Annotated in this window: 22 protein-coding genes and 2 pseudogenes; 9 read left to right on the top strand and 15 right to left on the bottom strand. The window is 55.6% G+C overall.

From position 1 onward, the window contains the following. The first annotated feature begins 5 nt into the window (after nt 1–5). Nucleotides 6–422 carry a type II toxin-antitoxin system HicB family antitoxin gene (locus dmul_RS07905; RefSeq protein ID WP_020875557.1) on the top strand — a complete coding sequence of 139 codons (417 nt, stop codon included), beginning with the start codon at nt 6–8 and terminating at the stop codon, nt 420–422. A gap of 135 nt (nt 423–557) precedes the next feature. Here dmul_RS07905 and dmul_RS07900 read toward each other — a convergent pair whose 3' ends face one another. The 11 genes and pseudogenes from dmul_RS07900 to lnu(F) all read right to left on the bottom strand — a co-directional run bounded on the left by dmul_RS07900 (nt 558) and on the right by lnu(F) (nt 8,935). Next, nucleotides 558–1,403, bottom strand: coding sequence for a PhzF family phenazine biosynthesis protein (locus tag dmul_RS07900; protein WP_020875556.1), 846 nt, complete (start codon nt 1,401–1,403; stop codon nt 558–560). Between the two features lie 9 nt (nt 1,404–1,412). Continuing rightward, on the bottom strand, nt 1,413–1,865 hold the full coding sequence (locus dmul_RS07895) for a RidA family protein (RefSeq protein WP_078081234.1): 453 nt from the start codon (nt 1,863–1,865) through the stop codon (nt 1,413–1,415). A gap of 220 nt (nt 1,866–2,085) precedes the next feature. Then, nucleotides 2,086–3,399, bottom strand: a complete 1,314-nt coding sequence (locus tag dmul_RS07890; protein ID WP_020875555.1) for a cation:proton antiporter — start codon at nt 3,397–3,399, stop codon at nt 2,086–2,088. Then, nucleotides 3,396–3,608, bottom strand: coding sequence for a PH domain-containing protein (locus dmul_RS07885; RefSeq protein WP_020875554.1), 213 nt, complete (start codon nt 3,606–3,608; stop codon nt 3,396–3,398). The genes dmul_RS07890 and dmul_RS07885 overlap by 4 nt, the downstream gene beginning before the upstream one ends. Nucleotides 3,609–3,627: 19 nt before the next feature. Next, nucleotides 3,628–4,149, bottom strand: a complete 522-nt coding sequence (locus dmul_RS19690; protein WP_020875553.1) for a P-loop nucleotide/nucleoside kinase family protein — start codon at nt 4,147–4,149, stop codon at nt 3,628–3,630. A gap of 72 nt (nt 4,150–4,221) precedes the next feature. Then, complete coding sequence (locus dmul_RS07880; protein WP_020875552.1) at nt 4,222–4,710, bottom strand: GNAT family N-acetyltransferase; 489 nt, start codon at nt 4,708–4,710, stop codon at nt 4,222–4,224. Nucleotides 4,711–4,811: 101 nt separating this feature from the next. After that, nucleotides 4,812–5,241: pseudogene (locus dmul_RS21330) on the bottom strand (hypothetical protein); the annotation flags it as partial. A 391-nt stretch (nt 5,242–5,632) separates the two neighbouring features. Further along, a complete protein-coding gene (locus dmul_RS07870; RefSeq protein ID WP_020875550.1) occupies nt 5,633–5,851 on the bottom strand; it encodes a type II toxin-antitoxin system Phd/YefM family antitoxin in 219 nt (72 codons plus the stop codon). Between the two features lie 94 nt (nt 5,852–5,945). Beyond that, nucleotides 5,946–6,981 (bottom strand): annotated as a pseudogene (locus dmul_RS07865) (IS630 family transposase). A 324-nt stretch (nt 6,982–7,305) separates the two neighbouring features. Then, entirely contained in the window at nt 7,306–8,052 is a 747-nt protein-coding gene (locus tag dmul_RS07860; RefSeq protein WP_020875914.1) for a Cthe_2314 family HEPN domain-containing protein, read from the bottom strand. A 61-nt stretch (nt 8,053–8,113) separates the two neighbouring features. Next, complete coding sequence (gene lnu(F), locus dmul_RS07855; RefSeq protein ID WP_020875915.1) at nt 8,114–8,935, bottom strand: lincosamide nucleotidyltransferase Lnu(F); 822 nt, start codon at nt 8,933–8,935, stop codon at nt 8,114–8,116. A gap of 253 nt (nt 8,936–9,188) precedes the next feature. On the opposite strand from lnu(F), the gene dmul_RS21265 reads away from it, so the two are divergent. Further along, complete coding sequence (locus tag dmul_RS21265) at nt 9,189–9,395, top strand: phage integrase N-terminal SAM-like domain-containing protein (protein ID WP_078081233.1); 207 nt, start codon at nt 9,189–9,191, stop codon at nt 9,393–9,395. 21 nt (nt 9,396–9,416) lie between these two features. Here dmul_RS21265 and dmul_RS07850 read toward each other — a convergent pair whose 3' ends face one another. From dmul_RS07850 to dmul_RS07840, 3 genes are all read right to left on the bottom strand, one after another. After that, nucleotides 9,417–9,713, bottom strand: coding sequence for a type II toxin-antitoxin system RelE/ParE family toxin (locus tag dmul_RS07850; protein ID WP_020875916.1), 297 nt, complete (start codon nt 9,711–9,713; stop codon nt 9,417–9,419). Further along, nucleotides 9,713–9,934, bottom strand: coding sequence for an addiction module protein (locus tag dmul_RS07845; RefSeq protein ID WP_020875917.1), 222 nt, complete (start codon nt 9,932–9,934; stop codon nt 9,713–9,715). Before dmul_RS07845 ends, dmul_RS07850 begins: the two co-directional genes overlap by 1 nt. A gap of 203 nt (nt 9,935–10,137) precedes the next feature. After that, nucleotides 10,138–12,072, bottom strand: a complete 1,935-nt coding sequence (locus dmul_RS07840) for an oxidoreductase (RefSeq protein WP_020875918.1) — start codon at nt 12,070–12,072, stop codon at nt 10,138–10,140. A gap of 473 nt (nt 12,073–12,545) precedes the next feature. On the opposite strand from dmul_RS07840, the gene dmul_RS07835 reads away from it, so the two are divergent. Next, nucleotides 12,546–13,208, top strand: a complete 663-nt coding sequence (locus dmul_RS07835; RefSeq protein WP_020875919.1) for a nitrite/sulfite reductase domain-containing protein — start codon at nt 12,546–12,548, stop codon at nt 13,206–13,208. A 77-nt stretch (nt 13,209–13,285) separates the two neighbouring features. Here the strand turns inward: dmul_RS07835 and dmul_RS07830 are convergent, their stop codons facing one another. Next, nucleotides 13,286–13,975: a Crp/Fnr family transcriptional regulator gene (locus dmul_RS07830; protein ID WP_020875920.1), complete on the bottom strand. Its 690-nt coding sequence runs from the start codon at nt 13,973–13,975 to the stop codon at nt 13,286–13,288. Nucleotides 13,976–14,178: 203 nt separating this feature from the next. On the opposite strand from dmul_RS07830, the gene hcp reads away from it, so the two are divergent. The 6 genes from hcp to dmul_RS07795 all read left to right on the top strand — a co-directional run bounded on the left by hcp (nt 14,179) and on the right by dmul_RS07795 (nt 25,698). Further along, entirely contained in the window at nt 14,179–15,807 is a 1,629-nt protein-coding gene (gene hcp / locus dmul_RS07825; RefSeq protein WP_020875921.1) for a hydroxylamine reductase, read from the top strand. A gap of 528 nt (nt 15,808–16,335) precedes the next feature. Continuing rightward, nucleotides 16,336–18,822: a glycogen/starch/alpha-glucan phosphorylase gene (locus dmul_RS07820; RefSeq protein ID WP_020875922.1), complete on the top strand. Its 2,487-nt coding sequence runs from the start codon at nt 16,336–16,338 to the stop codon at nt 18,820–18,822. Between the two features lie 171 nt (nt 18,823–18,993). Further along, complete coding sequence (locus dmul_RS07815; protein ID WP_020875923.1) at nt 18,994–19,698, top strand: DUF3313 domain-containing protein; 705 nt, start codon at nt 18,994–18,996, stop codon at nt 19,696–19,698. Between the two features lie 197 nt (nt 19,699–19,895). Further along, nucleotides 19,896–21,035 carry an efflux RND transporter periplasmic adaptor subunit gene (locus tag dmul_RS07805; RefSeq protein ID WP_020875924.1) on the top strand — a complete coding sequence of 380 codons (1,140 nt, stop codon included), beginning with the start codon at nt 19,896–19,898 and terminating at the stop codon, nt 21,033–21,035. A 45-nt stretch (nt 21,036–21,080) separates the two neighbouring features. Beyond that, on the top strand, nt 21,081–24,260 hold the full coding sequence (locus tag dmul_RS07800; RefSeq protein WP_020875925.1) for an efflux RND transporter permease subunit: 3,180 nt from the start codon (nt 21,081–21,083) through the stop codon (nt 24,258–24,260). Beyond that, nucleotides 24,253–25,698 (top strand): efflux transporter outer membrane subunit, encoded by a 1,446-nt coding sequence (locus dmul_RS07795; protein WP_020875926.1) that lies wholly within the window; start codon nt 24,253–24,255, stop codon nt 25,696–25,698. The genes dmul_RS07800 and dmul_RS07795 overlap by 8 nt, the downstream gene beginning before the upstream one ends. Nucleotides 25,699–25,825: the final 127 nt, after the last annotated feature.

Below are 25,825 nucleotides of genomic sequence, written 5' to 3'. Positions count from 1 at the left end.
ATATCATGGCAAATTATATAGCTGTCGTTCATAAAGCGTCCAAAACTGACTTTGGCGTATCTTTTCCAGATTTTCCGGGTTGTATTACCGCTGGGCAAACCGTGGACGAAGCCAAGGATTTAGCCCAAGAGGCGCTTGCACTCCATGTTAAAGGAATGATTGAAGACGGCGATGAAATGCCGGCTCCATCCAAACTCGAAGATATAATGGCTGATGCGGACTACGCTGATGTCATCGCTTATCTGGTAGTTTCTATTCCGGATACCAAACCTCGCACCGTAAGGATCAATATTACCGTGCCAGAGATGACCCTTAAGCAAATTGATGCAGCAGCCAAAAAAAGGGGAATGTCAAGATCCTCCTTTCTCGTTCATCTCGCGCAGAACGCGATTCATTCAGATCATTCTCAACCATCGGCATAGCACTCATTTCGATTGGATAACGGTTGAGCTCACTGGTTTTCACGAAGCGCAGCGGAGTGAAAATCCAGTGAAGCGATTTGTTGGGCGGTTATTACGGATTGACGCCGCACTCGATTACACAACCTTCCTTCGACATTACTCTGCCTCAATCGGAACCGCAGTACCTCTTACCACAATTCCTCCTGTAGCAGGTATTTCGACTGTCAGTCGACTCGGACGGCCCATCGCTTCCCCTTGACGGATGAAAATGGTGGCGGGCACAGCAATGAGTTCGGCTTCTCGGAGATACCCGCCAAGCGCAGCTGCCGCCGCACCCGTGGCCGGGTCTTCCACAATCCCACCTACTGGAAATGGGTTGCGAGAGTGAAATACATTCGTACTCTCTCGCCACACCAATTGTAGCGTAGTAAGTCCTTCTCGAAGCATAAGCGCCTTCAGTCTCTCAAAGTCATAATTTAACCTGGCCAGTCTATGCGGATCATTGATGGCCAACACCAAGTGCCATGCCCCAGCGTAAGCTCTGGCAGGAGGAATTGAGCCATCGACATCACTCGATTGCCAGCCAAGCGCGGAGAGCGCTTCGTTGACAAGTACATCGGAAGCACCTGTGTACCTTGGCTCCACTGAAGTCAACGAGGCTTCACGCACCTCACCTTGGGAATGAACGGTGATTGAGACCTCCCCCACAGCAGTTGTCAATCGATATGTACCGTCCCCTTCAGTCTCGCCGAGCACTACACCTGTAGCAATAGTAGCGTGACCACAAAACGGCACCTCCATCTCAGGACTGTAATAACGAATCGTTCGGTTCTGTCCGAAAGTCGGCGCCACAAAGGCAGTTTCGGAGTAACCGACTTCAGCCGCAATTCGCTGCATAACATCTGCAGATGGCAAGGTCTCACCAACCCAAACGCCGGCGGGATTACCACCCTTGGGGTTGTCCGTAAACGCTGCCCGACGATAAAGTTTTCCAGAATTCATTATGCATCCTTATTGAGTGTCAGTAATCCCGTCTGACATCGCGTTTGGCTTGTATGCAACCGCATCAATCTCGACTGCAGCTCCACGTGCTAAATCGGCTCCACCAACCGTGATACGTGCGGGAGGATCACTGCCCATCACTTCAAGGTAGGCCTCGTTCATTTCCGGGAAAGTCTTTATATCAGCCAGAAAAACACTGATTTTTACAAGATCGGAAAAAGAAGCGCCGCATTCCTTTAAAATGAGGCCAATATTTTGAAGAGCCTGAGCGGTTTCCGCCCTGGTTCCACCCTCTACAAGCTCCTTTGAGTCTGGTTTAGTTCCCAGTGTACCTGAAACATATATAAAATCCCCAGCAATCACTGCATGACAAAAGGAAGGGAGACGACCAAGACCAGATACGTTTATTTTTTTGTCTTCATTTTTGATCCCCTGAGAAGATGCTTGCGCACCTATTATCATAGTTTACGAGCTGATTACTATATGAGCCCAACGTTGGCGTTGAGCGGCGGGCGAGCGTATCGTCAATGTCCTCTACCGTGAACATGACGCGCAGGTAACCGAGAGCGTTCACTGGGGCATTGCGGTGATCGGCGACCACTGCCGGGGCAAGAAATCGAGGCAGCGCGATAGCGCCGTCCGCTGCAACTGGTTGTTCGGCAGCCATACCATAATCTGTGCGTCAGTTACGTTCAGTAGCGACCCAATTCATCACTGACCGAGCCGTGATTCCATGTACAAACACGGAGATGGTTACTACGGCAATTACTATCGCCCAGACAGACATGGCTTCTGGAAAGTGCGCATGATAGACTCCGTAGGCTAGGTAATAGAACGAGCCTATGCCACGAATGCCGAAGAAAGAGATCGCAAGTCGCTTGCGACGCGGAAGATCCGAGCCAACGAGTCCTATCAACCCGGAAATCGGACGAACTAAGAACACGATACATACCACAAGGCCCCACATGGGTAGTGTCATGTGACCCAAGAGGCCGGAGGCCGCATAGGCGCCTAGGAGATACATCAAGACCGCAACAAAGACACGCTCGAATTCCTCGGAAAGTTCGTGAAGTGCGGCATGGTATTCATGGCTGCACTCGACGTCACGAAATACGCAGGCGCCTACGAATACCGCGATGAAGCCGTAGCTGGATAACAGCTCGGCAAAACCATAAGGGACCAGCGTAAGGCTAAGCACCGCAATACCCGTCATGGTCTTCGGCAGGCCTCGGGTGGCCGGAAACCTAAAGAACAACTGAGCCATCAGCCAGCCGCTGACGGCACCGACCAGCACGCCGACGATGATTTTGTAGAAGACATCAATAATCAGCCAGCCGAGTAACCATTCCGAAGGTGCCAGTCCGACCAAGGCCACCGCAATCGCCAGGTTGGTGAAGGGGAAAGCCAGTCCGTCATTCAGTCCGGCCTCTGTGGTCAGCGCAAGTCGGGTACTGGAATCATCGGGCTGTCCCGGCGCCGTGGTCTGCACATCGGAGGCCAGTACCGGATCGGTAGGTGAGATTACAGCGCCAAGCAGCAGCGCGGCCGCCGGCATCAATCCTGCTAGCCACCATCCCAACCACGCAGCAAAGGCAATGCTCAGCGGCATCGTAACCGCGAGTAGCCGCCAACTGACCGTCCAGGTCGTGCGGGCGAACGGGCGGTTAATCTTCAGTCCGGCCGAGGTAAGCGCGATAATCACCCCCAACTCGGTCAATCGTTTTGGCCACCATGCATCGTCGACCAAATCGGGCAGGGTTGGTGCCCACGGCAACAGAAACAGGAGCGCGCCGGTGGCCATGTAGACAAGGGGCGCAGTAACCATTAACCGGTCCGAGACGAGCCGGGGCAGGATGACCGCTATCAAGACGATCAAGCCGAGAACCAGTAGGCCCACATCATACAACTCGACGGTAAACAAACCTGGATCATTGAATTCGATAAGTTGCTGCGCCTTGTAGGGCGAATTGGTGTATGTAAAGGAGAGCTGAGTCATATTCTTCTTAAGTAGATCTCCACCTTCTTGCCGTTGAATCCCTGAGGGTCTCTGACGATGAGCCGCTTGTTCGTGAAGATGGCAGCATCCCGAAACGTCTTGTATGCGGCAATCGCTGTCTCGCCCGACACGAGCAGATCGGTCACGTCTCCCGAAATTGGACACTCGGACACAAGTGTCCACCCTAGGATCGCGTTTGTTTCAGCCATGAAATCCCCCCTGGGCTGGTTAACCTATGTTTCTGTTATTAATATAATAATTTAGTTCAAAAAAACTTTTATCTATTGATTTTTTTGCTGTATCTATAATTACTCTATCTTCTTTCCATTCATGATATTCTCGGTCTACAACTTCTTGCCAACTTGGAAGAGCGAAGTTTGGAATGTTTGAGGATCTTGATTCAACCCTTTGCTTATGAATTTTATGATTAGAGCAAATAATTTCGATGTTCATGAAAGCTGCATCTGCTGAACATGCAACCTCTTGCCATTCATCCCTTGTGAGTTGAATTGGGTTGCAGGAGTCTGCAATTACGCTATTACCAATTTGTAGATTGTCTTTTGCTACTCTGTAAGATAATCGGTAGCCTTCACCTTGGACATTTAAAGAACATAAATCTCTTAAGGCTTGTTCTATCGTGTCGATGCTTAAATAGGTGGCGTTTGTATAGCTAGCCAGCATTTTAGCCAACGTCGATTTTCCAACACCTGGAAGACCAGAGAATACGTATAAAGTTGGCCTTGTTTTCATTTCAATAGGTTAACGCCCGCATTTGCGGCTGGTTTGGAGCGCAGCGGAAACCAGTCCGACAACATGCGATTGTTATGTTTGAAGCCACTTATACATGACCAATGCATCTACAAGCCCTTTTTCTGGGTGATTAAACGCTTTGGGGAGCCTGCCGACCGTCTCAAACCCGAGCTTGCGCCACAAACGAACCGCCCCTTCATTGCTTGACGCTACGAAATTGAACTGCATTGCTGCGTAACCAAGTTCTAATGCAACTTTTTGCGAATGTTCGCACATGGTTGTTGCTATACCCCGACCTCTTGTTTTCGAAGAAACCATATAGCCACAGTTACAAACATGACTTCCCGGCCCGGCTTGATTTGTTTTCAAATAGTACGTGCCCAGGATTTCACCGCTCTCTTCGAATACAAAGCTCTTACGTGGAGCCTCTATCCATAGTTTCTCTGCCTGATCCATGGTCGTAGCGGGATCATATGCATAGGTTTCGCCAGCTTTAACAATTTCATGGAATATAGGCCAGATTGATTCCCAATCTTCTTTCAATGCCTCTCTAATGTTCATGCTGATTTTTGACACTTGATTTTCGATTCCACCTTTATTTCAACGGATTACTGCAGTCAAAAAAGGTCTTGGCACTACCGCACGGGTTTATCCGCACAGGCTCACACCTCCCGGATCGTCGGCGGCATGGCGACGCCGACCGCCTGGAAGATTTTGCCGCAAACGCTCTTGCTTCTACTCCGGATCGCGAGACGTCTATCGCCTTCTTCGATGGTCACCTGCTGCAGTGCTTTCAGGTCCTGTTTGACATCCGCCCAGCGGACTTCCCGGTATCTGCCCGGATGCGAGAGTATGGCCTCCCGAATCGTCCTGACCCGACGCATGCGGGTGCCCAGGATGTTAAGGGATGGTATTTTCCGGATCCGCCAACGTCTTCAGGGTATCCGCACTGATCATCCCGCGATCGGCGACAATGCAGAGACGGCCGATGTTGAAACGGTTTCGCAGTCTCGCCACAATCGGCAGCAGCGTCTTGACGTCGGTGGTGTTGCCGGGCCACATCTCGCAGCAGATCGGCTGCCCCTTGTCATCAGGGAACGAATCAGGGTCTCGACCCGGCCCTTGTCATGCAGATGGTCCATACGACGCAATGTGGCAATCACGCGTTGTCTGACCCTACCGGTCCCTTTGCGATTTTCGACAATCTGCAGGTATTGATATCTGCCGGACTTTTTGATGCGTGCAAACATGGGAGCCTCCATTCTCAGCGTCACTCCCATGATAGCTGCTTGAAAACCATGCATCAAGCATAAAAGCGCGATTCTGTGGCACTACCTTTTTCGGACTTTTCAAAAAGCGGTATCGTGATTTCAGGGTGTTATGTTCATTGAACGATCGCTCACTGTTAAAGATTAGTTTAAAGATTCCTTCATCGGCAGAAACGGAGTGCTGCGGAGTTTCTGTCCGGGTGTAGGGCAAGTTTCTACCGCTCCCTTCCTTCCCGAATAATATCCACTATTTCTTGTGTGGTAATTTTTGCTTTAATTGAAGGCACATCCAATGGGGAAGAAACGACTTTTTCCGGAACCAGCGCAAAGGTTCTGCCGTCCTTCCTTCGGATTAGTACTTTTCCCGTGTTTTCTGCCTGCTCAAGAAGCATGGCAAGTTTTTGTCGTGCTTCAGAATATGTAAAAACCTGCATTCTAAACCTCCAGAGTTTCAACATTAAAATTTGAGGCAGATGCGATCAGCTTTCTATCCAATGTCAATAACGGAGCCTTATATCAACCCGGCAATTAAAAAACCGAACATACTGCATAGTGAATTTTAGGATGCTTGAAGTACTTCATCACTCGATTCGGCAGTTTTTGAAGCTTCCGCAAGTGTGATATCGCTTTTTTCTTCAACTGCTTTTTAGTTCTTGCCGGCACGCCTGAATGGACGCCGGCCTTGAGATCACAGTTGAGGTATTCATCCGGATTCAGCTCAGGGGAATAAGACGGCAAAAAGAACACTTCAATCTGTACCTTGTGTTCTGATAGCCAATCCCGGACTACATCGCTGTGATGGACTTTCAGATTGTCGAGGATCAGATATACTTTTCTGTCTGCATCCTTTATGAGACGCTCCATGAATTTGATCAATGTTTCTGAATTCATTCTATTCTCATACACCATGAAACGGACCTTGCCTTGATTCGTAACGGTGGAAATCAGATTGACCCGTTCGCATCTGGGGTGAAGAGATATGGCCGGCGTCTGGCCCCGAGGCGCATAGCTTCTGCCATGATAACTGTCATTACAGAGGCTGGTTTCATCCCCCCAGTGGATTTCGGCGTTTTCCAACCGGGCTCTTTTTTCAATGGCAGGATACGCCTCTTTAAGCCATTTTTTGACAGCCTTGGGGTTCTGCCTGTAAGCTCGCTTAAGCGGTTTCTGTGGTGTAAAACCCCATCGTTTCAGGTATTCGCCGACGGTTCGTAACGGAAAATCGTTCTTTGATCAGTTGTTGGACCGCGATGCGAGTCCAGAGGGCGAAAGGCAGTTTGAGCTGATCCGGACATTTATCGTAAATTGTCTTCCGGACCTCTTTTTCCTGGTCCGGAGTCAGAGTTCGGCAACCCCCATAGGGTCGACCACGCTTTTTTATCTGGATCGCTTTTGCTCCCTCGCGTTCATACCTTTTGCACCATCCACAAATAGTCGTAAAATGGACGCCAATAATTTCGGAAATCTCTTTGTATGTCCTTCCGGATTTACGAAGACGAATTGCCTGATTTCGAAGCTGTTGCTGTACTTCCGGCGCAAGTTTGCGTGCATCAATTTTTTCCATGCACACTCTATAGCATATTCTTCAATTTTTTATATTTTTAATTGCCGGGTTAATAAGAAGTTCCAATTCTAAGAAATTCATCTTTTGTCTTATCATCTTTTAGACTTGAATAGAATTCTTCAAATTTTTCTTTATTTTGAAATTGCGACGATAACGCCTGAAATGCGTCATTTTTAAATATTTGATCGTCCAAGTATTTGTATTTTCGCCTATTCATTTATTTTTATTTTAGAAACATAACGGCCAGCGTAACCGGCGCCCAACGGAGCGCAGCGCAGTTGGGCGTTCGAGTTGACGCTGTTGTTATGCATTCTTTCCGTAAACCTAGAGTCGCAAGCGTTCGCGTTCTTTGTTGTACTGAAAGTGCAGACCGGCGAACAGCGTTTCGACCTTTTTGAAGACAGCCTGATTAAGCTCCGTGAACTCCTTCTTTTTCTCGGCCACTACTGTTTTAAGCAGCTGTGAACGTGTGTGGCATAGCCCCTCGAAGGTGAGTCCATCCGGTTTTGCGTTCCAGGTATCCTCCCGAAACATGTAGAACATCTCGAGCCGTCGAAGGTCTTCGTCTCGGTGGGACTCCCGGTGGACGATGGCGTGCCTTTCTTGTGCCCTATGCTCCACCTCCTTCTTTACGGCCCTTAGTTGGCCTGCGACATCGGTTCGCGAAACCTTGATATTGCTTACGACTACGGAGTGGCCTACGTTGGATTCTTCGATTCCAAGGTGGAAAACGTTGTTCGTTAATTGCAGCGCTCTGTCATACACTGACTGCAAACGGATCAAGTAGTTCTCGACGTTGTAAAGCAGATGCTTGGCTCGATTCACCCCTTCATCCTTTGCATCTTTCCTATACGAAAAATCGGAAAGATAGTAAACGGCGTCATCGAGCTGTTCCATCCATGTCATAATTTGAGCGAGCGAATAACCCACTCTCATGACATAGAACTGATATTCATCGAGCTCTTCGGAAATTCCCTCCCGTTTGCGATCATCCAGTTGCTTTTGAAGCGGCCCCGCCTCGTTCCAGACCGCAAGTGGGAACACGTTCAGTTTCAGTGAATCGGGAATCACTCGCAGGCTCCTTTATGCATAACGCCAAAATCAGCGGCGCGTTTTTATGCGTCCGCTGGATTTACTTGTTGTGCGGCGTCGCAGACTCATTAAACAACCTTTTTACCTGCGCAATTACAGTTCTCGGAAGCTCGATATTCAGTGGTTCTGCAACACCCTTGAACAATTCGAGACTCCACTTCCACGTTTCATGATAGGCTACGCATAGTGCACTTGACTCTGCGCTGGCTGTGCATGCCAGGTAGCGATTATACGAGTCCTCTGAAACATCCTTTTCCAGCGCGCGCGAAGGTGTCGGCCAGTGGTCTGTTGACCTTTCGTGGAGGCGAACCAGCTTGAGTAGGTTTTCATGTGCTTTGCTGAGCAAAGCCCAGGCGCGAGCATACTCTCCCCGATTTAAAAGATTAGCCCCAAAGAGCATCAGGCTGATGAGGTTCAATACAAGCCCTTCAACCAAGGGCGCGCCTTCACGTATCGGGGGACCCCCCACGAGAGCACTAGCGTACCTTGACAACTCTCCTGATCGGTCAAGCAAAACTGCCGCATCAAGCGAGGGAAACCACCCGTAGCCTTGCCAAGAGGAAATGATCGGTGTGTCCGATTTGCGCATGAAATGGAATTCACCGCGAATACCGTTTTCAAAAAGTCCGGTGTGGTGGCCGAAGTCGTCCGGAAAGTAAGCTGCAACCGGACATACGGCATTAAGCCACGAGCGCTGATCGAAATTTTCAAAAGACTCATCCTGGATGAATACTGCGAATTCAATATCAGAGAACGCGTCACCCTCTCCGATAGCAAATGAGCCGAACATCAATGCCGCGATTATTCGTTCATCATCATGACAAGCTTCCTTGAAGCGTTCGATCATTTTATGCTGAAGCATTGAAATATCCTTTTATTGAAGCCACAAATTCTGCGGAAAAAGTATGCGCAGTCTTTTGTTTTATTCGTATGCACAACCATTGATTATCAGGTCAATTTGACCTGATATTATGATATTGAGAGTGAATTCGGGCAATATTGCCTTGCCTCAATAACATAATCCGATTACGGTAATATTATTATTTCGCAACAAAATCATTTTGAGCAGTTATTGAACCTATCCTGTATCTTTTCCAAACCATTCCATTTGGCCCATGTCAACTGAAAAACGACCCAGGCTGCTTGACGAAGTCCGGCAGGCGATGCGGCTCCACCATTATTCGATTCACACAGAAAGAACCTATTGTGCGGGGATCCGCAAATTCGTGCGCTTCCATGGCATGACGTTCCGCGAGGATCTGGCTGGAGGGGAAGAAAAGATCGAGGCAGGGCGGGCATGGGGTGGCAGGCCCGCTGGATGATCTCATGATTAATGGTTCAGATTAGCTTCGATTTTTCAATCGTCTCGGGTCACGATGCCCGTGAAAAACCGCAAATACAATGATGGCTTCCGGTTCGACGATATAAAAGATTCCATAAGGGAATTTGGGGATCAGGAGCCGGTGGGCATTCCTGTGCACCAAAGGATACATTTCAGGGTGTGTTCGTATCTTTGCAAACGCGTCTTCAAGCACTTTGACGAACTCAGCCCCCAAACCCTCTTGCTGATCCTCATACCATCGATAGGCTTCATCGATATCCGCTTCGGCCTCGGAACGTATCAGGAGTGGAAGATCCATCAGGAGACGTCAAACTTTCTCTTGATCTCATCCCAGGACCTGCAGTCCTCGGGAGCCTCCTGCTGTCGGTCAAGCCTTCGGTCGAGCTCGTCTCTCTGGGCTTCCGTTAGGCTCAGGGCTCGCTGATCCTCTACAATGCTGTCCCAGATCTCCTGCACGATACGAATGCGTTCGTTCACACTCAGTTTCTTGATTTCCGAAAATGTAAAACAATTCGTCATTTTCTTCTCTCCAGCGTTGGGCAGGCGTCTTTATGATAAACCGCCAGGGTTTCATTCGTTCTATTCGTCTATTTTGAAAATAGCATCATACCCACCGCCGCACAACAGGATATCCGTTCCCGCCTTGTCACTCGGCCGCAGACACCTCGGGCGCCCCAGAACCGGCGGCGCCCGAAAGTTTTCCGAATCTTATTTGCGAAGCATCAGAGGGTCCGGCCCAGCTCCTCGGCCTCGCTCAGGGCGTGCATGATGATGCGCGGCGATTTGGCGTCGCCGATGATGTGGACCGGGATGGCAGCGCCCTTGAAGAGGTCCGCCGCCGTTCGGATGGGGGTCATCTTCTCGGAGATGACGACGGTGTCGAACCCCGACAGGGTGACGGTGTCGCCGCCGGTGGTGAATGTGACGCCGTCGGGCAGGAACTGCTTGACCGACACCTGTTTGAAGAGGGTCACCGTATCGCGCTTGAGCCGCTCCCGCAGATAGAAGCGGTCGTTGCTCGACATCTCTTCGGCGAAATGACGCTTGCGGTTGAGGACCACCACGGCCTTGCCCTTCTCCGCCAGGAAGTCCGTCACCATCAGGGCCGCCTGGCTGCCGCCCAGCACGATGACGCGGTCGCCCGCCATGGCCGTGCCCGCCATGATGTCGGTGACGGTGCAGAGGGTCATTTTCGTCTGGAAAAGGCCTTTGATGATGGGCATCTCGGGCAAACTGCCGGTGGCCAGAACGACCTCGTCGGGGGCCACGGCATCCAGGAGGGCCTGATCCAGCGGGACGTTGAGGCGGACCTCCACCTTGAGCCGGTCCATCTCGTTTCTGAAGAAATTGATGATGTCCATGACCTCGCCGCGGCCGGGGACTTTTCCCGCCAATCGCACCAGGCCGCCCATCTCGCCGCGCTCGTCGCAGACCACGACCTTGTGGCCCCGGAGGGCCGCCATGCGGGCCGCGCCCAGTCCGGCCGGGCCGGTGCCCGCCACGAGAATCTTTTTGGGCCGGTCGGTGGTGTCGTTTTCCTTGAGCTGGTATTCCCGGCCCACGTCGGGATTGACCACACAGCCGCCGGGTTCGAGCTGAAGCGCCGCGTGGATGCAGCCCAGGCAGCAGCCGAGGCAGGGGCGAATCCGGGAAAGCTCGCCGGCCATGGCCTTGTTGGGCAGCTCAGGGTCGGCAAGGAGACTGCGGCCCATGGACACCACGTCGGCCCGCCCCTCCTTGATGATCCGGTCGGCCATCTCGGGCGACTTGATGCGGCCCACGGTGATGACCGGAATGCCGGCGATCTGCTTCACGGCCTCGGCCAGGTGGACGAAGCAGCCGTGCTTGACGTACATGGAGGGAATGGTGAGTTCGGTGGAGCCGTAGACCCCGGCCGAGACATGGAGATAGGCCGCGCCTTCCCGCTCCAGAATGGGCGCAAGCTTCAGGGCGTCTTCGAGGGTCCAGCCGTCCTTGATGTAGTCCATGCCGTTGAACCGGACCCCCACGGGATAGTCGTCGCCGGTCTTGGCCTTGATGTCCCGGAACAGCTCCATGAGAAAGCGGATCCGGTTCTCGAAGGACCCGCAGCCGTATTTGTCGGTGCGCTTGTTCGAATTGAGGGAATAGAACTGGTTGATGAGGTATCCGTGCCCGGCGTGGATCTCCACGAAGTCGAAGCCGCCTTCCCTGCACCGCCTCGCCGCGTCGCCGAAGGCGGCGACCAGCTCCTCGATGTCGGGGATGGTGAGCTCCCGGGGCGTACCCTTGACCACGGCCGGCGCGGGGATGGGCGACGGGGCCACCTTTTTGTCGTGGTAGGACTGGCGCCCGCCGTGCATGAGCTGCATGCCGAACAGCGCGCCGAAAGGCTTGACCCGATCGGTCATCTTCTTGAGGGCGGGGATGCAACCGTCGTCCCAAAGGGCCGGGAGCTGGGGCAGCTCGAGACCGGTGGGGTGAACACCGCCCCCGCCCACCAGCATCATGCCGGCGCCGCCCCGGGCCCGGGCCACGAAATACTCGGTCAGCTGGTCCTGGACGTACCCGTTGTCGTCCACCCCGAAATTGATGCTCATGGCCGGCATGAGAAGCCGGTTTCTGGCGGTCATGCCGCCGATCTCCACCGGCGAAAAAAGGTGCTTCAAGTGACTCATGGTTGGGTTTCCTCCCGCGTCTCTAAAAAAATGAATGACGTGCCCCGCTCCGCCCGGGTTTTGTTCGAACGGTGTGAGACCCGGATTTTATATTGAACGAGCGCTCAATCATATAATGTCGTTATCATGGCGGTATAGACTTGTCAAGAATTTTAACGGGCCGCACCCAACGTCGTCCATCCAGGTAGAATCGAGCGGTAACCCATGTTCACCCGACAGCGATCCGGCTGCCGCATGGGACGGCAGGAAATGAATTCATCGGGACATCGACGGTCGTCACCGTCTGCGGCCCCTTGACATGCGCCGAAGCGTGGCTATTAAAAGGATTGCCCTCATAGGGTGAAATCGGCTGGCAACCAGCGGCAGGGATGTGTCCTTTCCGCTTGGAATTCACCCATGAAAGCGATGTCCGTCGACCGTCGCGTCGATCCCGGGATTATTTTTACCGCTTTAACATCACAGGAGAAAACTACATGACCGATACACCGAAAGGCGCTATCCTGCAACGGGACGGAGAAACCTACGCCATCGTTCCCAGAACCCCCGTGGGCCTGGTGCCCCGCGAAACCCTGGAAGCTCTCGCGCGGGTCGTGCAGAAATACGAGATCCCCATCGTGAAGATCACATCGGGCCAGCGCCTGGCCCTGGTAGGCATGAAAGCCGACGTCATCGACGACATCTGGGAAGACCTCGGGACCGACATCGGACGGGCTACGGAGCTCTGCGTTCACTATGCCCAGGCATGTCCGGGAACGGCCGTCTGCAGGTTCGGCGTTCAGGATTCCCTGGGGATGGCTCTGGAGCTGGAAAAGATGTACGTGGGCATCGACCTGCCGGCCAAGGTCAAGTTCGGCGTTTCCGGATGCCCATTCTGCTGCGGGGAAAGCTATGTTCGCGACGTCGGTCTCATCGGGACGAAGAAAGGATGGCATGTCATTTTCGGCGGCAACTCGGGAGGCAAGCCAAGAATCGGCGATCTGCTGGCGGAAAATCTCGACAGGGATGCCGCCATCGAGCTGGTCAGGCGCGCCCTGGAGTACTACAAGGAAAACGGAAAGAAGCGGGAGCGGACCGCCCGGTTCATGAACCGCATCGGCGCAACCCAATTCAAATCCGCCCTGGGCCTTTCAGACTAAATCGGGTTTTCAGATTCCTGCAGCCCCGGTGGGACATCGGATCGTTCCGGGAGCTGCAGGGCCTCGCAGCGGCTCTTTCAGGCCTCATCCAGGTCCATACCGGCCAGAATCGCCAATCCCTCCCGGTCGCAAAGACGGATATCAGGCCCGTTCACCTCGATAAGGCCGTCAGCGCTCATTTTCGCAAAGATTCGGGAAAGGGTTTCGGGTATCGTCCCCAGGAGGCTTGCCAGCTGCCCCTTGGCGATCTCGAGCCGGACGTGATCTTCGGATTCCTGCTCCCGGGCAAGGTACATCAGATAAGCGGCCAGGCGTTCGGGCACCTCTTTCAGGGAGAGGTGTTCGATCTGAACCGTGAACCGGCGCAGCCGCATGGAAAGCACGGCCAGCATGTTCAACGCCAGGGACGGCTTTTCGGTGATGAGCGCGATGAAGTCTTTCCGTGAAAAAAAAATCAAGCGGCTCGCGGCAATGGCTTGGGCGTTGGCCGGGAAGGACTCGCCGCTGAAGACCGGGACCTCCCCGAACGGCTCACCCGGCCCGAAGATATGAAGGATCTGCTCCTTTCCGTCAAAGGACATCTTGAATATCTTAATTTTCCCGTCGGCGACGACATAGAATCCGTCGGCTGCGTCTCCGTCCGAAAAGATGAGTTCGCCCCTGCCGTACCGGCGATGGACCGCGATCCGCAGCAGGGCGTCAATGTCATCGTCTTCGAGTCCGCTGAAAATCGGAACGGACTTTATAATGGTAATGATTTTATCCACTCTCCCCTCTTTCTCGAATTCGACCGGTTTTCGACCCCCACCCCGGCTCTCTATAGTGGATGGGACCTGCTTTTTCTCGTTGATGTCCCTTTTATTGACCTAAGTCAATGCGGCGGCAGGACCGATGGGTTAGATTCGGCTCCAACAGCAACGACAACACTAAAACCCTTTTCTTATATATCAACTCAACAAGGAGGCAACACATGTTTTGTTTTCAATGCGAACAGACGGCAAAAGGCGAAGGCTGCACCAAGATCGGCGTATGTGGAAAACAACCCGAAACGGCAGCCCTCCAGGATCTCCTGATTCATGCGGTCAAAGGCCTCTCCCTCGTCGCGGTGGAAGGCCGAAAGGTCGGCGTATCGGATGACGCCGTCAACCGCTTCACCTGCGAGGCGATCTTCTCCACCCTCACCAACGTCGATTTCGACTCCGAACGCTTCGTAACGCTGATCCGGGACTGCGTGGCCCACCGGGAAGCCCTCAAGAAAAAAGTGGCGGCTGCCGGCGGTGCTGCTTCCTTTTCGGATGCCGCGGCAGACTTCACTCCGGCGGGAACCACGGCCGAGATGATCGCCGAGGGGGAAAAGGTGGGCATCAAGGCCGACCCTGACATGAACCCGGATCTCCTCTCGCTGAGAGAATTGCTGGTATACGGGCTCAAGGGGCTCGCGGCCTACGCGGACCACGCGGCCATCCTGGGGCAGCAGGACGAAGCGGTCTTTGCCTTTATCCATGAGGCCATGGCCGCCACCCTGAACAAGAGCGTGGGCGTTGACGAGTATGTCGGCCTGGCCCTGAAGTGCGGCGAGGTCAACATCCGGGCCATGGAACTGCTCGACGCCGGCAACACCGGAACCTACGGCCACCCCGTCCCCACAAAGGTGCCCCTGGGCGCCCGAAAGGGCAAGGCCATCCTGATCTCGGGCCACGACCTCAAAGACCTGGATACCCTGCTCAAGCAAACGGCGGGAAAAGGGATCAACATTTACACCCACGGTGAGATGCTGCCCTGCCACGGCTACCCTGAGTTGAAGAAGCACCCCCATTTCTACGGCCATTACGGGACGGCATGGCAGAATCAGGCCCGTGAGTTCGACGCCTTCCCCGGCGCCATTCTCATGACCACCAACTGCATCCAGAAGCCGAGGGAAAGCTACAATGACCGGATCTTCACCACCGGCCTGGTGGGTTGGCCGGGCGTCACCCACGTGACCAACGACGATTTCACGCCGGTGATCGAGAAGGCGCTGGCCATGGACGGTTTCACCGAGGACGTGGAAGGCAAATCGGTCATGGTGGGGTTCGGCCGCAATGCCGTCCTGGGCGTCGCGCCTCAGGTCATCGAAGCGGTGAAAAACAAGGCCATCCGGCATTTCTTCCTGGTGGGCGGCTGTGACGGCGCCAAGCCGGGCCGGAACTATTACACCGAGTTCGTGGAGAAGGTGCCCGAAGACTGCGTGGTCCTGACCCTGGCTTGCGGCAAGTTCCGCTTCTTCGACAAGGACCTCGGCAACATCGGCGGCATACCGCGTCTCCTCGACGTGGGCCAGTGCAACGACGCCTACTCCGCCGTGCGCATCGCCCAGGCCCTGGCCGACGCCTTCGGAGTCGGGGTCAACGACCTGCCCCTCTCGATGATCCTCTCCTGGTATGAGCAGAAGGCCTGCGTCATCCTGCTGAGCCTGCTCCATCTGGGCATCAAGGACATCCGCCTCGGGCCGAGCCTGCCGGCGTTCATCAGCCCCAACGTGCTCAACGTGCTGGTGGAAAACTTCAACATCATGCCCATCGGGACCCCCGAGGGCGACCTCAAAGCCATTCTGGGGTAATCAGATCGAAAATGATTGAGCTGACGGCGGGCATGTGCCTGCCGTCAGCTCACACCCCTCGCCACCAAAAAAACACACCGCTCATGCCCCATGCGCTACCCTGCCGACATCCGCACGGACAGCGCTGCCCCCCGTAGTTTACCCGCCACGGCATGACTTTGAGAACGCAGGTCACGCCGCAAACAAATGGGACATTCTCCTCATATATCTGGGTAATTATTTCTATTTGCAAAAGCATATTTTTTCTTTATAGTTCAATTCACTCTATTCGTATGCCGGTATCGGTCGGGTACGGCCACCCCCCTTCAGCGGCGAGTTTCCGGGCCGCCCGAAGCAAGCTTTAAAGGACTACCGACTTCACCGGTGCTCATCCACCCCTGTACCCGCTTGGAAAGTCGAGCCGGAGGCGGCGGCCCATAACCCGCACATAGGCGTAGACGGCGGCCGTCCGGACCATCCAGCCGGAAAAATTGACAGTGCCGGCCTCGGCCCGAACACGTTGACATATGCTGATCGGGAGGTTTGGTCATGAAACTGGAAGCAAAGGAAGATTTCCCACCGGCGACCGAAAACGATGCCCGCAGCGGAAACAGCGTCGCAGCGATCCGGAAGTCCATACTGGACCATATCCATTTTTCCCAGGCACGCCTGCCGGTCATGGCCACATGCAATGACTGGTATGTGGCGCTTGCATATACCGTCCGAGACCGCATGTTCGGACATTGGATGAATGTCGTCCAGGCGATTGCGGATCCCCAAAGAAAGATCGTCGGCTATCTGTCGGCTGAATTTCTGATGGGCCCGCATCTCGGCAATGCGCTCATCAATCTGGGTATACATGACAATACCCGGGCAGCTGTCGCGCAGCTCGGATTAAATCTCGACGACCTCCTGGCTCAGGAGGAGGAGCCGGGCCTTGGGAACGGCGGCCTGGGAAGACTTGCCGCCTGTTATATGGATTCGCTGGCCACTTTGGGCGTGCCGGCCCTGGGCTACGGCATACGGTATGAATTCGGCATCTTCAGCCAGGAAATCCGTGATGGCCGACAGGTCGAAAAAACCGACAAATGGCTCCGCCTGGGAAACCCCTGGGAAATTCACCGGCCGGAGTTGTCCTGCACCGTGAATTTTGGCGGCCGCACCGAATGGTTCCATGACGAGCGCGGGCGTCTGCGGATCAGGTGGATTCCAAACCGGGTCATCAAGGGAGTCCCCTACGACACACCGATTCCCGCCTTTCGCAAGGATTTCATCGGCATCCTGCGCCTCTGGAAATCCGAGGCGGTGGAATCCTTCGATTTCCAGGCCTTCAACGTCGGAGACTATTACAAGGCGGTCGACGAAAAGGTGGTTTCCGAGACCGTCAGCAAGGTCCTCTACCCCAACGACGAGCCGGAAATCGGCAAAACGCTGCGTCTCGCCCAGCAGTATTTCTTCGTCTCCTGCGCACTTCAGGACATGATCCGGGTTCATCTCATCCGGGGGAAAGCCCTGGATACGTTTCACGAGAGCTTCGCCGTTCAACTCAACGACACCCATCCCGCCATTGCCGTTGCGGAACTCATGCGCCTGCTCGTGGATGAACACGACATGGACTGGTGCGAGGCATGGACCATTACCCGAAACGTGTTTTCCTACACGAATCATACCCTTCTCTCCGAGGCCCTGGAAAAATGGCCCCTTCCGTTCTTCGGCCACCTGCTCCCGCGCCACCTGGAAATCATTTATGAAATCAACCATCGGTTTCTCGAGGAAGTCCGCCGGCACGCTCCAGGGGATGACGGCCTGGCTTCCCGGCTTTCCATCATTGACGAAGGCGGCCAAAAAAGCATCCGGATGGCGCACCTCGCCAGTGTGGCCGGCCATCGGATCAATGGTGTCGCCGAGCTGCACACGAAACTTCTGTCCCGGACCGTGCTCAGGGATTTTCATGCTATTTATCCCGACCGCTTTGTCAACGTGACCAACGGCGTCACCCCGAGACGCTGGATGGTGCTGAGCAACCCCAAGCTTGCCGGTCTCCTCGAAAGCGCCATCGGCGACCGCTGGATCTGCCGCTTCGAAGAAGAAATCGAAAAGATCGCGCCTCTGGCGGACGATCCGGCATTCCGTAATCATTGGCGGGAAGTGAAGCGCGGCAACAAGGCAGATCTTGCCGGGCTCATTCATGAGCGGACCGGCAACACCGTCGATCCGGACACCCTCTTCGATGTCCAGGTCAAAAGGATCCACGAGTACAAGCGGCAGCATCTCAACGTGCTGCACATCGTCACCCTTTACAACCGGATCAGGCGGAATCCGAACCTGGACATCACGCCGCGGACCTTCATCTTCGGCGGCAAGGCCGCGCCGGGATATGCCATGGCCAAACTGATCATCAAACTGATCAACGACGTGGGCGCGGTGGTCAACAGGGATCCCGACGTGGCCGGACGTCTCAAGGTCGTTTTTTTCCCGAACTTCAATGTCAAAAACGGCCAGATGATCTACCCCGCGGCTGAACTCTCCGAACAGATTTCAACGGCCGGCAAGGAGGCTTCCGGCACCGGCAACATGAAATTCTCCATGAACGGCGCATTGACGATCGGAACCCTCGACGGCGCCAATGTCGAGATCCGGGAGGCAGTGGGGCCTGAAAACTTTTTCCTTTTCGGATTGACGGTGGATCAAGTCAACGATCTCTGGGGCCGCGGCTACAACCCCAGGCGGTATTACGAGGAAAACGCCCAATTGCGGGAGGCTGTCGACCTGCTCTATTCCGGGCATTTTTCCCCGGACCATCAGGCGCGTTTCGTTCCGCTGCTTGACACTCTTTTGAATCATGATCCCTACATGCTGCTTGCAGACTATCAAGCCTACATCGACTGCCAGGATCAGATTGCCGCTGCTTATCGCGATCAGGAGCATTGGACCCGCATCTCCATCCTCAACGTGGCCCGCATGGGCAGGTTTTCGTCGGACAGGTCCATTCGGGAGTACTGCAAGGATATCTGGCGCATAAGGCAGGGAGTTTGAACCTTAGGTATGACGCCGACGTAAACGCCATTGCTTCGGTCTATTGCTGCATGCGGAATGCCGCCAAATTCTACCGGCTCGGCAGGGTGCTTGGCAAAAATGAGGAAGTGATTCCCGGGAACCGCCCCAGGGACAACCATAACGCATCAACACCGAAAAAAGGAAAAGCCCATGATAAGACCGACAGGGAAAACTCCGGCAATCGCTATTGGGATTGTGCTGGCGTGCCTCATGACCGCCTGCGCAACGCAGAGCACGCAATCCGGCAAGCCTGCAGCCCCAATGCAATATTCAGGCTTTCTAAAGGACTATTACGGCAAATTGCAGCCCGGTCCGGAAGGCGGGGCCAAAATGCGCTGGGTGAACCCCGATGCCGATTTCAGCCGGTACAACAGGATTATGCTGGACAGCGTTGTTTTCTACCTTTCGGACGATTCGGCACATAAGGGCATCGATGCCCAGGAAATGAAGGCTCTGGCGGATAAATGCAACATGATTCTCGTCAATGCGCTCAAGGACGCCTACCCCATCGCGGCAAAACCGGGTCCCGATGTTTTGCGGATTCGTTTTGCCATTACCGATCTCAAACAGAGCAATCCGGAGCTGAGCACCGTCACCTCGGTGATTCCCATAGGTCTGGGCATCAGTATCTTCAAGAAAGGGGCCACGGGCGCCTGGTCCGGTTCAGGATCGACGACCGCCGAGATAATGGTTCTCGACGCCGTGACGAATGAGGTGCTCGCCGTTGCCCAGGACGAAAAAAGCGCGGGATTCACGGAACGGTTCAGCAAATGGGGGTCCACTGAAGAGGCGTTCAGGTTCTGGGGAGATCGGATCAGGATCATCTTGGATAATGTTCACGGCAGAACCCGGTAAGAACGCCTTCTCAAGCCGGGACATCAGATTACAGAACACGGTTATCCGCGGACCGATGTATTTCAGAATGTTGATGTCATGGCATATCCTGAAGGTTGATGCTGCTATCGCCGGCGCGGACGACAAATCGCCGTCTCAGGAAATTGTCATACGGGTAATGGGGCCATATCGGATATTTCGATGAAGGAGGAGGCAACGTGAAGAAAGAACATCTGCTGATGTTGATGCTCATAACGGTCGTGACGATGTTGAGCGGCGTCGGCCATGGCGGTGTAAAGGAAACCAAAGCGGTGACGGCAGCGGCACCGCCCGAGGTCGAGGTGACTGATGTGTTTGAAAAAGCGGTCCCGACCTCCCGCGAGTATGTGGCCGCCACGGACGGCATGATGAATGCCACGATTCTTGCCCAGGTGCAGGGATACCTGATCAAACAGAACTACCAGGAAGGACGTTTCGTCAAAAAGGGAACCCTCCTGTTCGAGATCGACCCGCGTCCTTTTGAGGCGTCGCTGGACGTGGCCAGGGCCGTTCTGGCCAGGCATCAGGCCGTGCTCACGACGGCCCGGTCAACCCTCAAACGCATCCTGCCGCTGGCGGAAGCCCGTGCGGTCAGCCAAAAGGATAAAGACGACGCCACGGGGCGGGTTCAGGCCGCCGAAGCCGAGGTCCTGGCCGCCAGGGCGGAGGTTCGCAAGGCCGAGCTTCAACTGAGTTTCACAAAAATCAAGTCCCCCATAGACGGCATCGCAGGCGCTGCAAAGGCACAGATCGGCGATCTGGTGGGCACCCCCCAGTCGCAGGAACTGACCACGGTCTCCACGGTAGACCCCATCAAGGTCTATGTGCCCATCAGCGAGCGGGAATACCTGCAGACGATGGAACACGCAGGTACCCGAAAACATGCCCCTGGAAAAACCGGGTTCGACCTGATCCTGACTGACGGCACCATCTGGCCCCACAAGGGAACACTGGGTTTTGCCGACCGGCAGGTGGATCCCCGGACGGGGGCCATCCGGGTGGCCATTCTCTTCCCCAATCCCGAGAACATCCTGCGGCCCGGACAATATGCCAGAGTAAGAGCACTCCTGGAAACCGAAAAGGCGGCGATGGTGGTGCCCCAGCGCGCCGTGAGCGAACTTCAGGGCACTTACCGGGTGGCGGTGGTGGATGCCGACAACACGGTGAAGATCCGAAGCGTCAAGGTCGGCAGGCGCTCCGATGCATTCTGGATCATCGAGGAAGGACTGAAACCCGGGGAGCGGGTCGTTGTGGAAGGCATCCAGAAGGTGAAGGACGGCATCAAGGTAACCCCCCTGCCTTATTCGGCCGAACCTTAGGCGGTAGACAGCCTCTTCCGATACCCGAAGAAAGGTTGATTTTCCATGGCTAGATTTTTTGTCAACCGGCCCATCGTGGCGATCGTCATCTCCATCATTTTCGTCATTGTGGGCATCGTGGCGATGCTGGGGCTTCCCATCGCCCAGTATCCGGACATCGTCCCGCCGGAGATCGTCATCAACACGACCTATGTCGGTGCCGATGCCCAGACCGTGGAGCAGTCGGTTGCCACCCCCATCGAGCAGGAAATGAGCGGAGTGGACAACATGAACTACATGTACTCCCTCAACGCCAACAACGGCGAGCTGAAGCTCTACGTCAACTTCGACGTCAAAACCGACCCCAATATCGACCAGGTCCTGGCCCAGATGCGCAAGACCCAGGCCGATGCCAAAATGCCCGCCGAGGTGCGCGACTACGGGGTCACGGTCAAGAAGTCCACCTCTTCACCGCTCATGCTGATCGCTCTCTCCTCACCGGGAGGCAGCTACGACGCGACCTTCCTGGCCAATTATGCCTACATCAACCTGAACGATCAACTCACCCGCGTCCCCGGAATCGCGAGCGTCACGGTCTTCGGCGCCGGTCAGTACGCCATGCGGCTGTGGGTGAAGCCGGATCAGCTCGCCAAACTGAACATCACCGTTCCGGAGATCGTGGATGCCGTCAAGCAGCAGAACACCGTCAACCCGGCCGGTCAGGTGGGTGCTGAACCCGTGCCCCCCGGCCAGGAATACACCTACGCCATCCGCGCCCAGGGCCGGCTTTCGAGCCCCGAGGAATTCGAGCAGATCGTGCTGCGGGCCAACACGGACGGCTCGGTGGTAAGACTTAAGGATGTCGCCCGTACCGAGCTGGGGTCCCAAACCTATGCCATGGCCGGTCGTCTGAACGGCAAGCCTGCTGCCGTGCTGGCCCTTTACCAGCTTCCCGGCTCCAATGCCATCGAAGCCGTGGACGGCGTCAAACGGCTCATGGAGGCGACGAAGCAGAACTTCCCGGACGATCTCGAATACAGCATCCCCCTTGACACGACCCAGTCGGTACGCGCGGGCATCGAGGAGATCCTGCACACCCTGGTCGAAGCCCTGGTGCTCGTCATTATCGTTGTGTTCATCTTTCTCCAGGGATGGCGGGCGACCCTGATCCCGGCCCTGGCGGTGCCGGTTTCTCTGATCGGGACCTTTGCCGTGTTTCCCATTCTCGGGTTTTCCATCAACTCCATCGCGCTCATGGGCCTGGTGCTCGCCATTGGGCTCGTGGTTGACGACGCCATCGTGGTGGTGGAGGCGGTGGAGCACCATATCGAGCATGGGCTTTCTCCCAGGGAGGCGACAATCAAGGCCATGGAGGAGGTCTCCGGGCCGGTGATTGCCACCAGTCTGGTGCTCTCCGCGGTGTTCCTGCCCACCATCTTCATCCCCGGGATCACGGGCAGGCTCTACCAGCAGTTCGCGGTAACCATCGCCGTCTCGGTCCTCATCTCTACTTTCAACGCCCTGACCCTGAGCCCCGCACTCTCGTCCCTGATCCTGAAGCCCAGGAAACAGACCCGCGGGCCCCTGGGTGCCTTCTACCGCGGATTCAACAATCTCTTCGGAAAAGCCACGAACAGCTACGTAAAGCTCTGCGGATGGTTCATCCGCAAGTTCGTGATCAGCCTGATCCTGCTCGCCGTCATGTCGACCGCGATCGGTGCGGTCGGCAAGGGCGTTCCCGGCGGGTTTCTGCCGGAGGAGGATCAGGGATACCTCTACGCCGGGGTTCAGCTGCCGAATGCCGCGTCCCTGCAGCGGACGGACAAGGCCAGCCGGAAAATCGAGAAAATCATCATGGAAACCCCGGGGGTCGCGTTTTGCACCACGGTGGTGGGCTACAGCCTTCTCTCCGGCGTAGCCAACACCTACAGCGGTTTTTATTTCATTACGCTCAAGCCTTGGCATGAGCGGACAAGCCCGGAAGAGCAATACGGAGCCGTCATGGCAAGCCTCAATCAGCGTATGGGCAGGATTTCCCAGGGAGTCGCCTTCGCCTTCTCTCCGCCGGCGATCCCGGGCATCGGTACAGCCGGCGGCGTGACCTTTATCCTCGAGGATCGCTCCGGGAAGAATATCGCTTTTTTATGGGAAAACGTACAGCGGTTTATCGAGGCGGCAAAGCAGCGGCCCGAGATCGCCCGGGTCTCCACCACCTTCCTGCCCACGGTGCCACAGGTCTTCGTGGACGTAGATCGCGACAGGGTGCTCAAGCAGGGGATCGATCTGAACCAGGTCTATCGCACCCTGCAAGCCTTTATGGGCGGATATTTTGTCAATTACTTCAACCGATTCGGCCGACAGTGGCAGGTATACATCCAGGCGGAAGGCGAATACCGGACCGAGGCGGAACAGCTCGGCCAATTCTATGTGAGAAACGCCGCCGGCGATACCGTGCCGCTCTCCGCCATGACCACGACCCGGGAGCGTTCCGGACCGGAGTTCACCATGCGCTACAACCTCTACCGTTCGGCCCAGCTCAACGTGACCGCCAAACCGGGGTTCAGCTCGGCACAGGCCATGAAGGCCCTGGAGGAGGTGTTCGAAGCCGACATGCCGGCCGGGATGGGCTATGATTATCTCGGCATGAGCTACCAGGAGAAGAAGGCGTTGGAAGGCGTACCGGTCGCCGTGATCTTCGGATTGTCGATGGTCTTCGCTTTCCTGATTCTGGCCGCCCAGTACGAAAGCTGGTCCCTGCCCTTCAGCGTCCTCCTCGGCACGCCCGTTGCGGTTTTAGGCGCGTTTACCGGCCTTTTCATTCGACGGATGGAGTTCAATCTCTACGCCCAGATCGGACTCATCATGCTGATCGGCCTCGCGGCCAAGAACGCGATTCTGATCGTCGAATTCGCCAAGGTGGAATACGAAAAGGGAAAATCCATCACGGATGCGGCATTGGAAAGCGCACGCCTGCGACTGCGGCCGATCCTCATGACGAGTTTTGCCTTTATCCTGGGCTGTATCCCGCTGGCCGTCGCCACCGGATCGGGGGCCATTGCCCGCCGGGTGATGGGCACAGGCGTGATCGGCGGCATGCTGGCATCGAGCTTTATCGCCATTTTTCTGATTCCCATGACCTTCTACGTAGTGGAAAGACTGTCCCACCGGGGCAAAAGCGAGGGCCGGCAAGCCCTGACCGGATCTCAAGATCCGCAAGCAGAAAGAAAGGAAGAAGAACATGCGTAAACGGCTTCTTTGCTGCGCGCTGTTAATCACCGCGACAGGGTGCGCGATGGTGGGGCCGGACTACCGGCGTCCTGCCGTGGATGTCCCTGCCGCCTGGCGGATCGAGGAGAAAGAGGCCCTGGACCTTGCCGACACGGCCTGGTGGGAGCAGTTCAACGACCCGGTTCTGAACGGCCTGGTACGCACGGCGCTTTCGGAGAACAAGGACCTGATGATCGCCACGGCTCGGGTGGAGGAGTTCTTCGGCCGCTATTTTTCCACCCGCGGCGATCAGTTCCCCTTTCCCGATGCCGGTGCAAGCGCGTCCCGTGAGCGGGTAACCGAGGTGGGGCCCACCCCCATTCCTTCGGGGGTGGATTCGACCTTCGACTACTACGAGGCCTTCATGAGCGCCCGGTGGGAAATCGATTTCTGGGGTAAGTACCGCCGCGCTTCCGAGGCCGCCCGCGCCGAACTCTTTAGCACGGAGGAGGCCCGGCGGACGGTGGTTCTGACCTTGGTGAGCGCCGTAGCCGGCGCCTATGTGGAGATCCGGGCGCTAGACAAGCAACTGGAGATCACCCGCCGCACAGTGAAGACCCGATTGCAGACGCTGGACCTGTTCAAGATCCGTTTGGACCGGGGCATCATCCCAGAGATCGACGTGAGCCAGGCGGAGGCGGAATACGAGGACGCCCTGGCGCGCGTTCCCGAAATCGAGTTGGCCATCGCCCGGACCGAGAATGCCCTGAGCATCCTGACAGGCCGAAACCCTGGACCCATTCCCCGGGGACTCACCATCGACGAATTGATTCCCCCTGCGATCCCCGCCGGCCTCCCCTCCGATCTGCTGGCGCGGCGTCCTGATATCCGGGCTGCCGAGCAGGCCCTGATCGCTGCGAACGCCCGGATCGGCGTCGCCAAATCCCTCTATTTCCCGACGATTTCCCTGACCGGCGACCTTGGCACTGCAAGCGCCGATCTGTCGGATCTCTTCAGCGGCCGATCCAAGGTATGGAACGTCGGCGTCCCCCTGACCGTTCCGATTTTCACGGCAGGCCGCATCGGCGGCGAAGTCAAAAGCGCCGAAGCCTTCCGGAAACAAACGCTGTACGACTACCTTCAGACCGTTCAGAACGCCTTCCGCGAGGTGGACGATGCCCTGGTAAACCAGAAAAAATCAGATCAAAAACTCCAATCCCTGGTCAGGCAGACCCGGGCACTGCAGAATTATGCACGGTTGGCGATAATGCGTTATAATGAAGGCGTCACGAGTTACCTGGAGGTACTCGACGCCGAACGCAGCCTGTTCAATGTCGAACTGTCGAAAATTGCCGGCCGGAATGCAATGCTTCAGGCCCTGATCGACATCTACAAGTCCATGGGCGGCGGATGGGTGGCGACTGCGGAAACCGTTGTGAACTCGCAGCCGGTGAAGTCGGCGGGCTATATCCCGTGACATCAAAAAAGACACGACAGAGCGCTGCACGGTGATGCCGGAAGGATGCAACCCCGGATTTGTGCCATTCCTTATCGAAAAAACGGCAACGGATTTTCCGCGCGGTTTTTGTGATGAAATTCAGAAG

It is taken from the genome of Desulfococcus multivorans, from assembly GCF_001854245.1.
Taxonomy (GTDB): Bacteria; Desulfobacterota; Desulfobacteria; order Desulfobacterales; family Desulfococcaceae; genus Desulfococcus; species Desulfococcus multivorans.
This window is presented reverse-complemented; position numbering and strand designations above follow the sequence as displayed.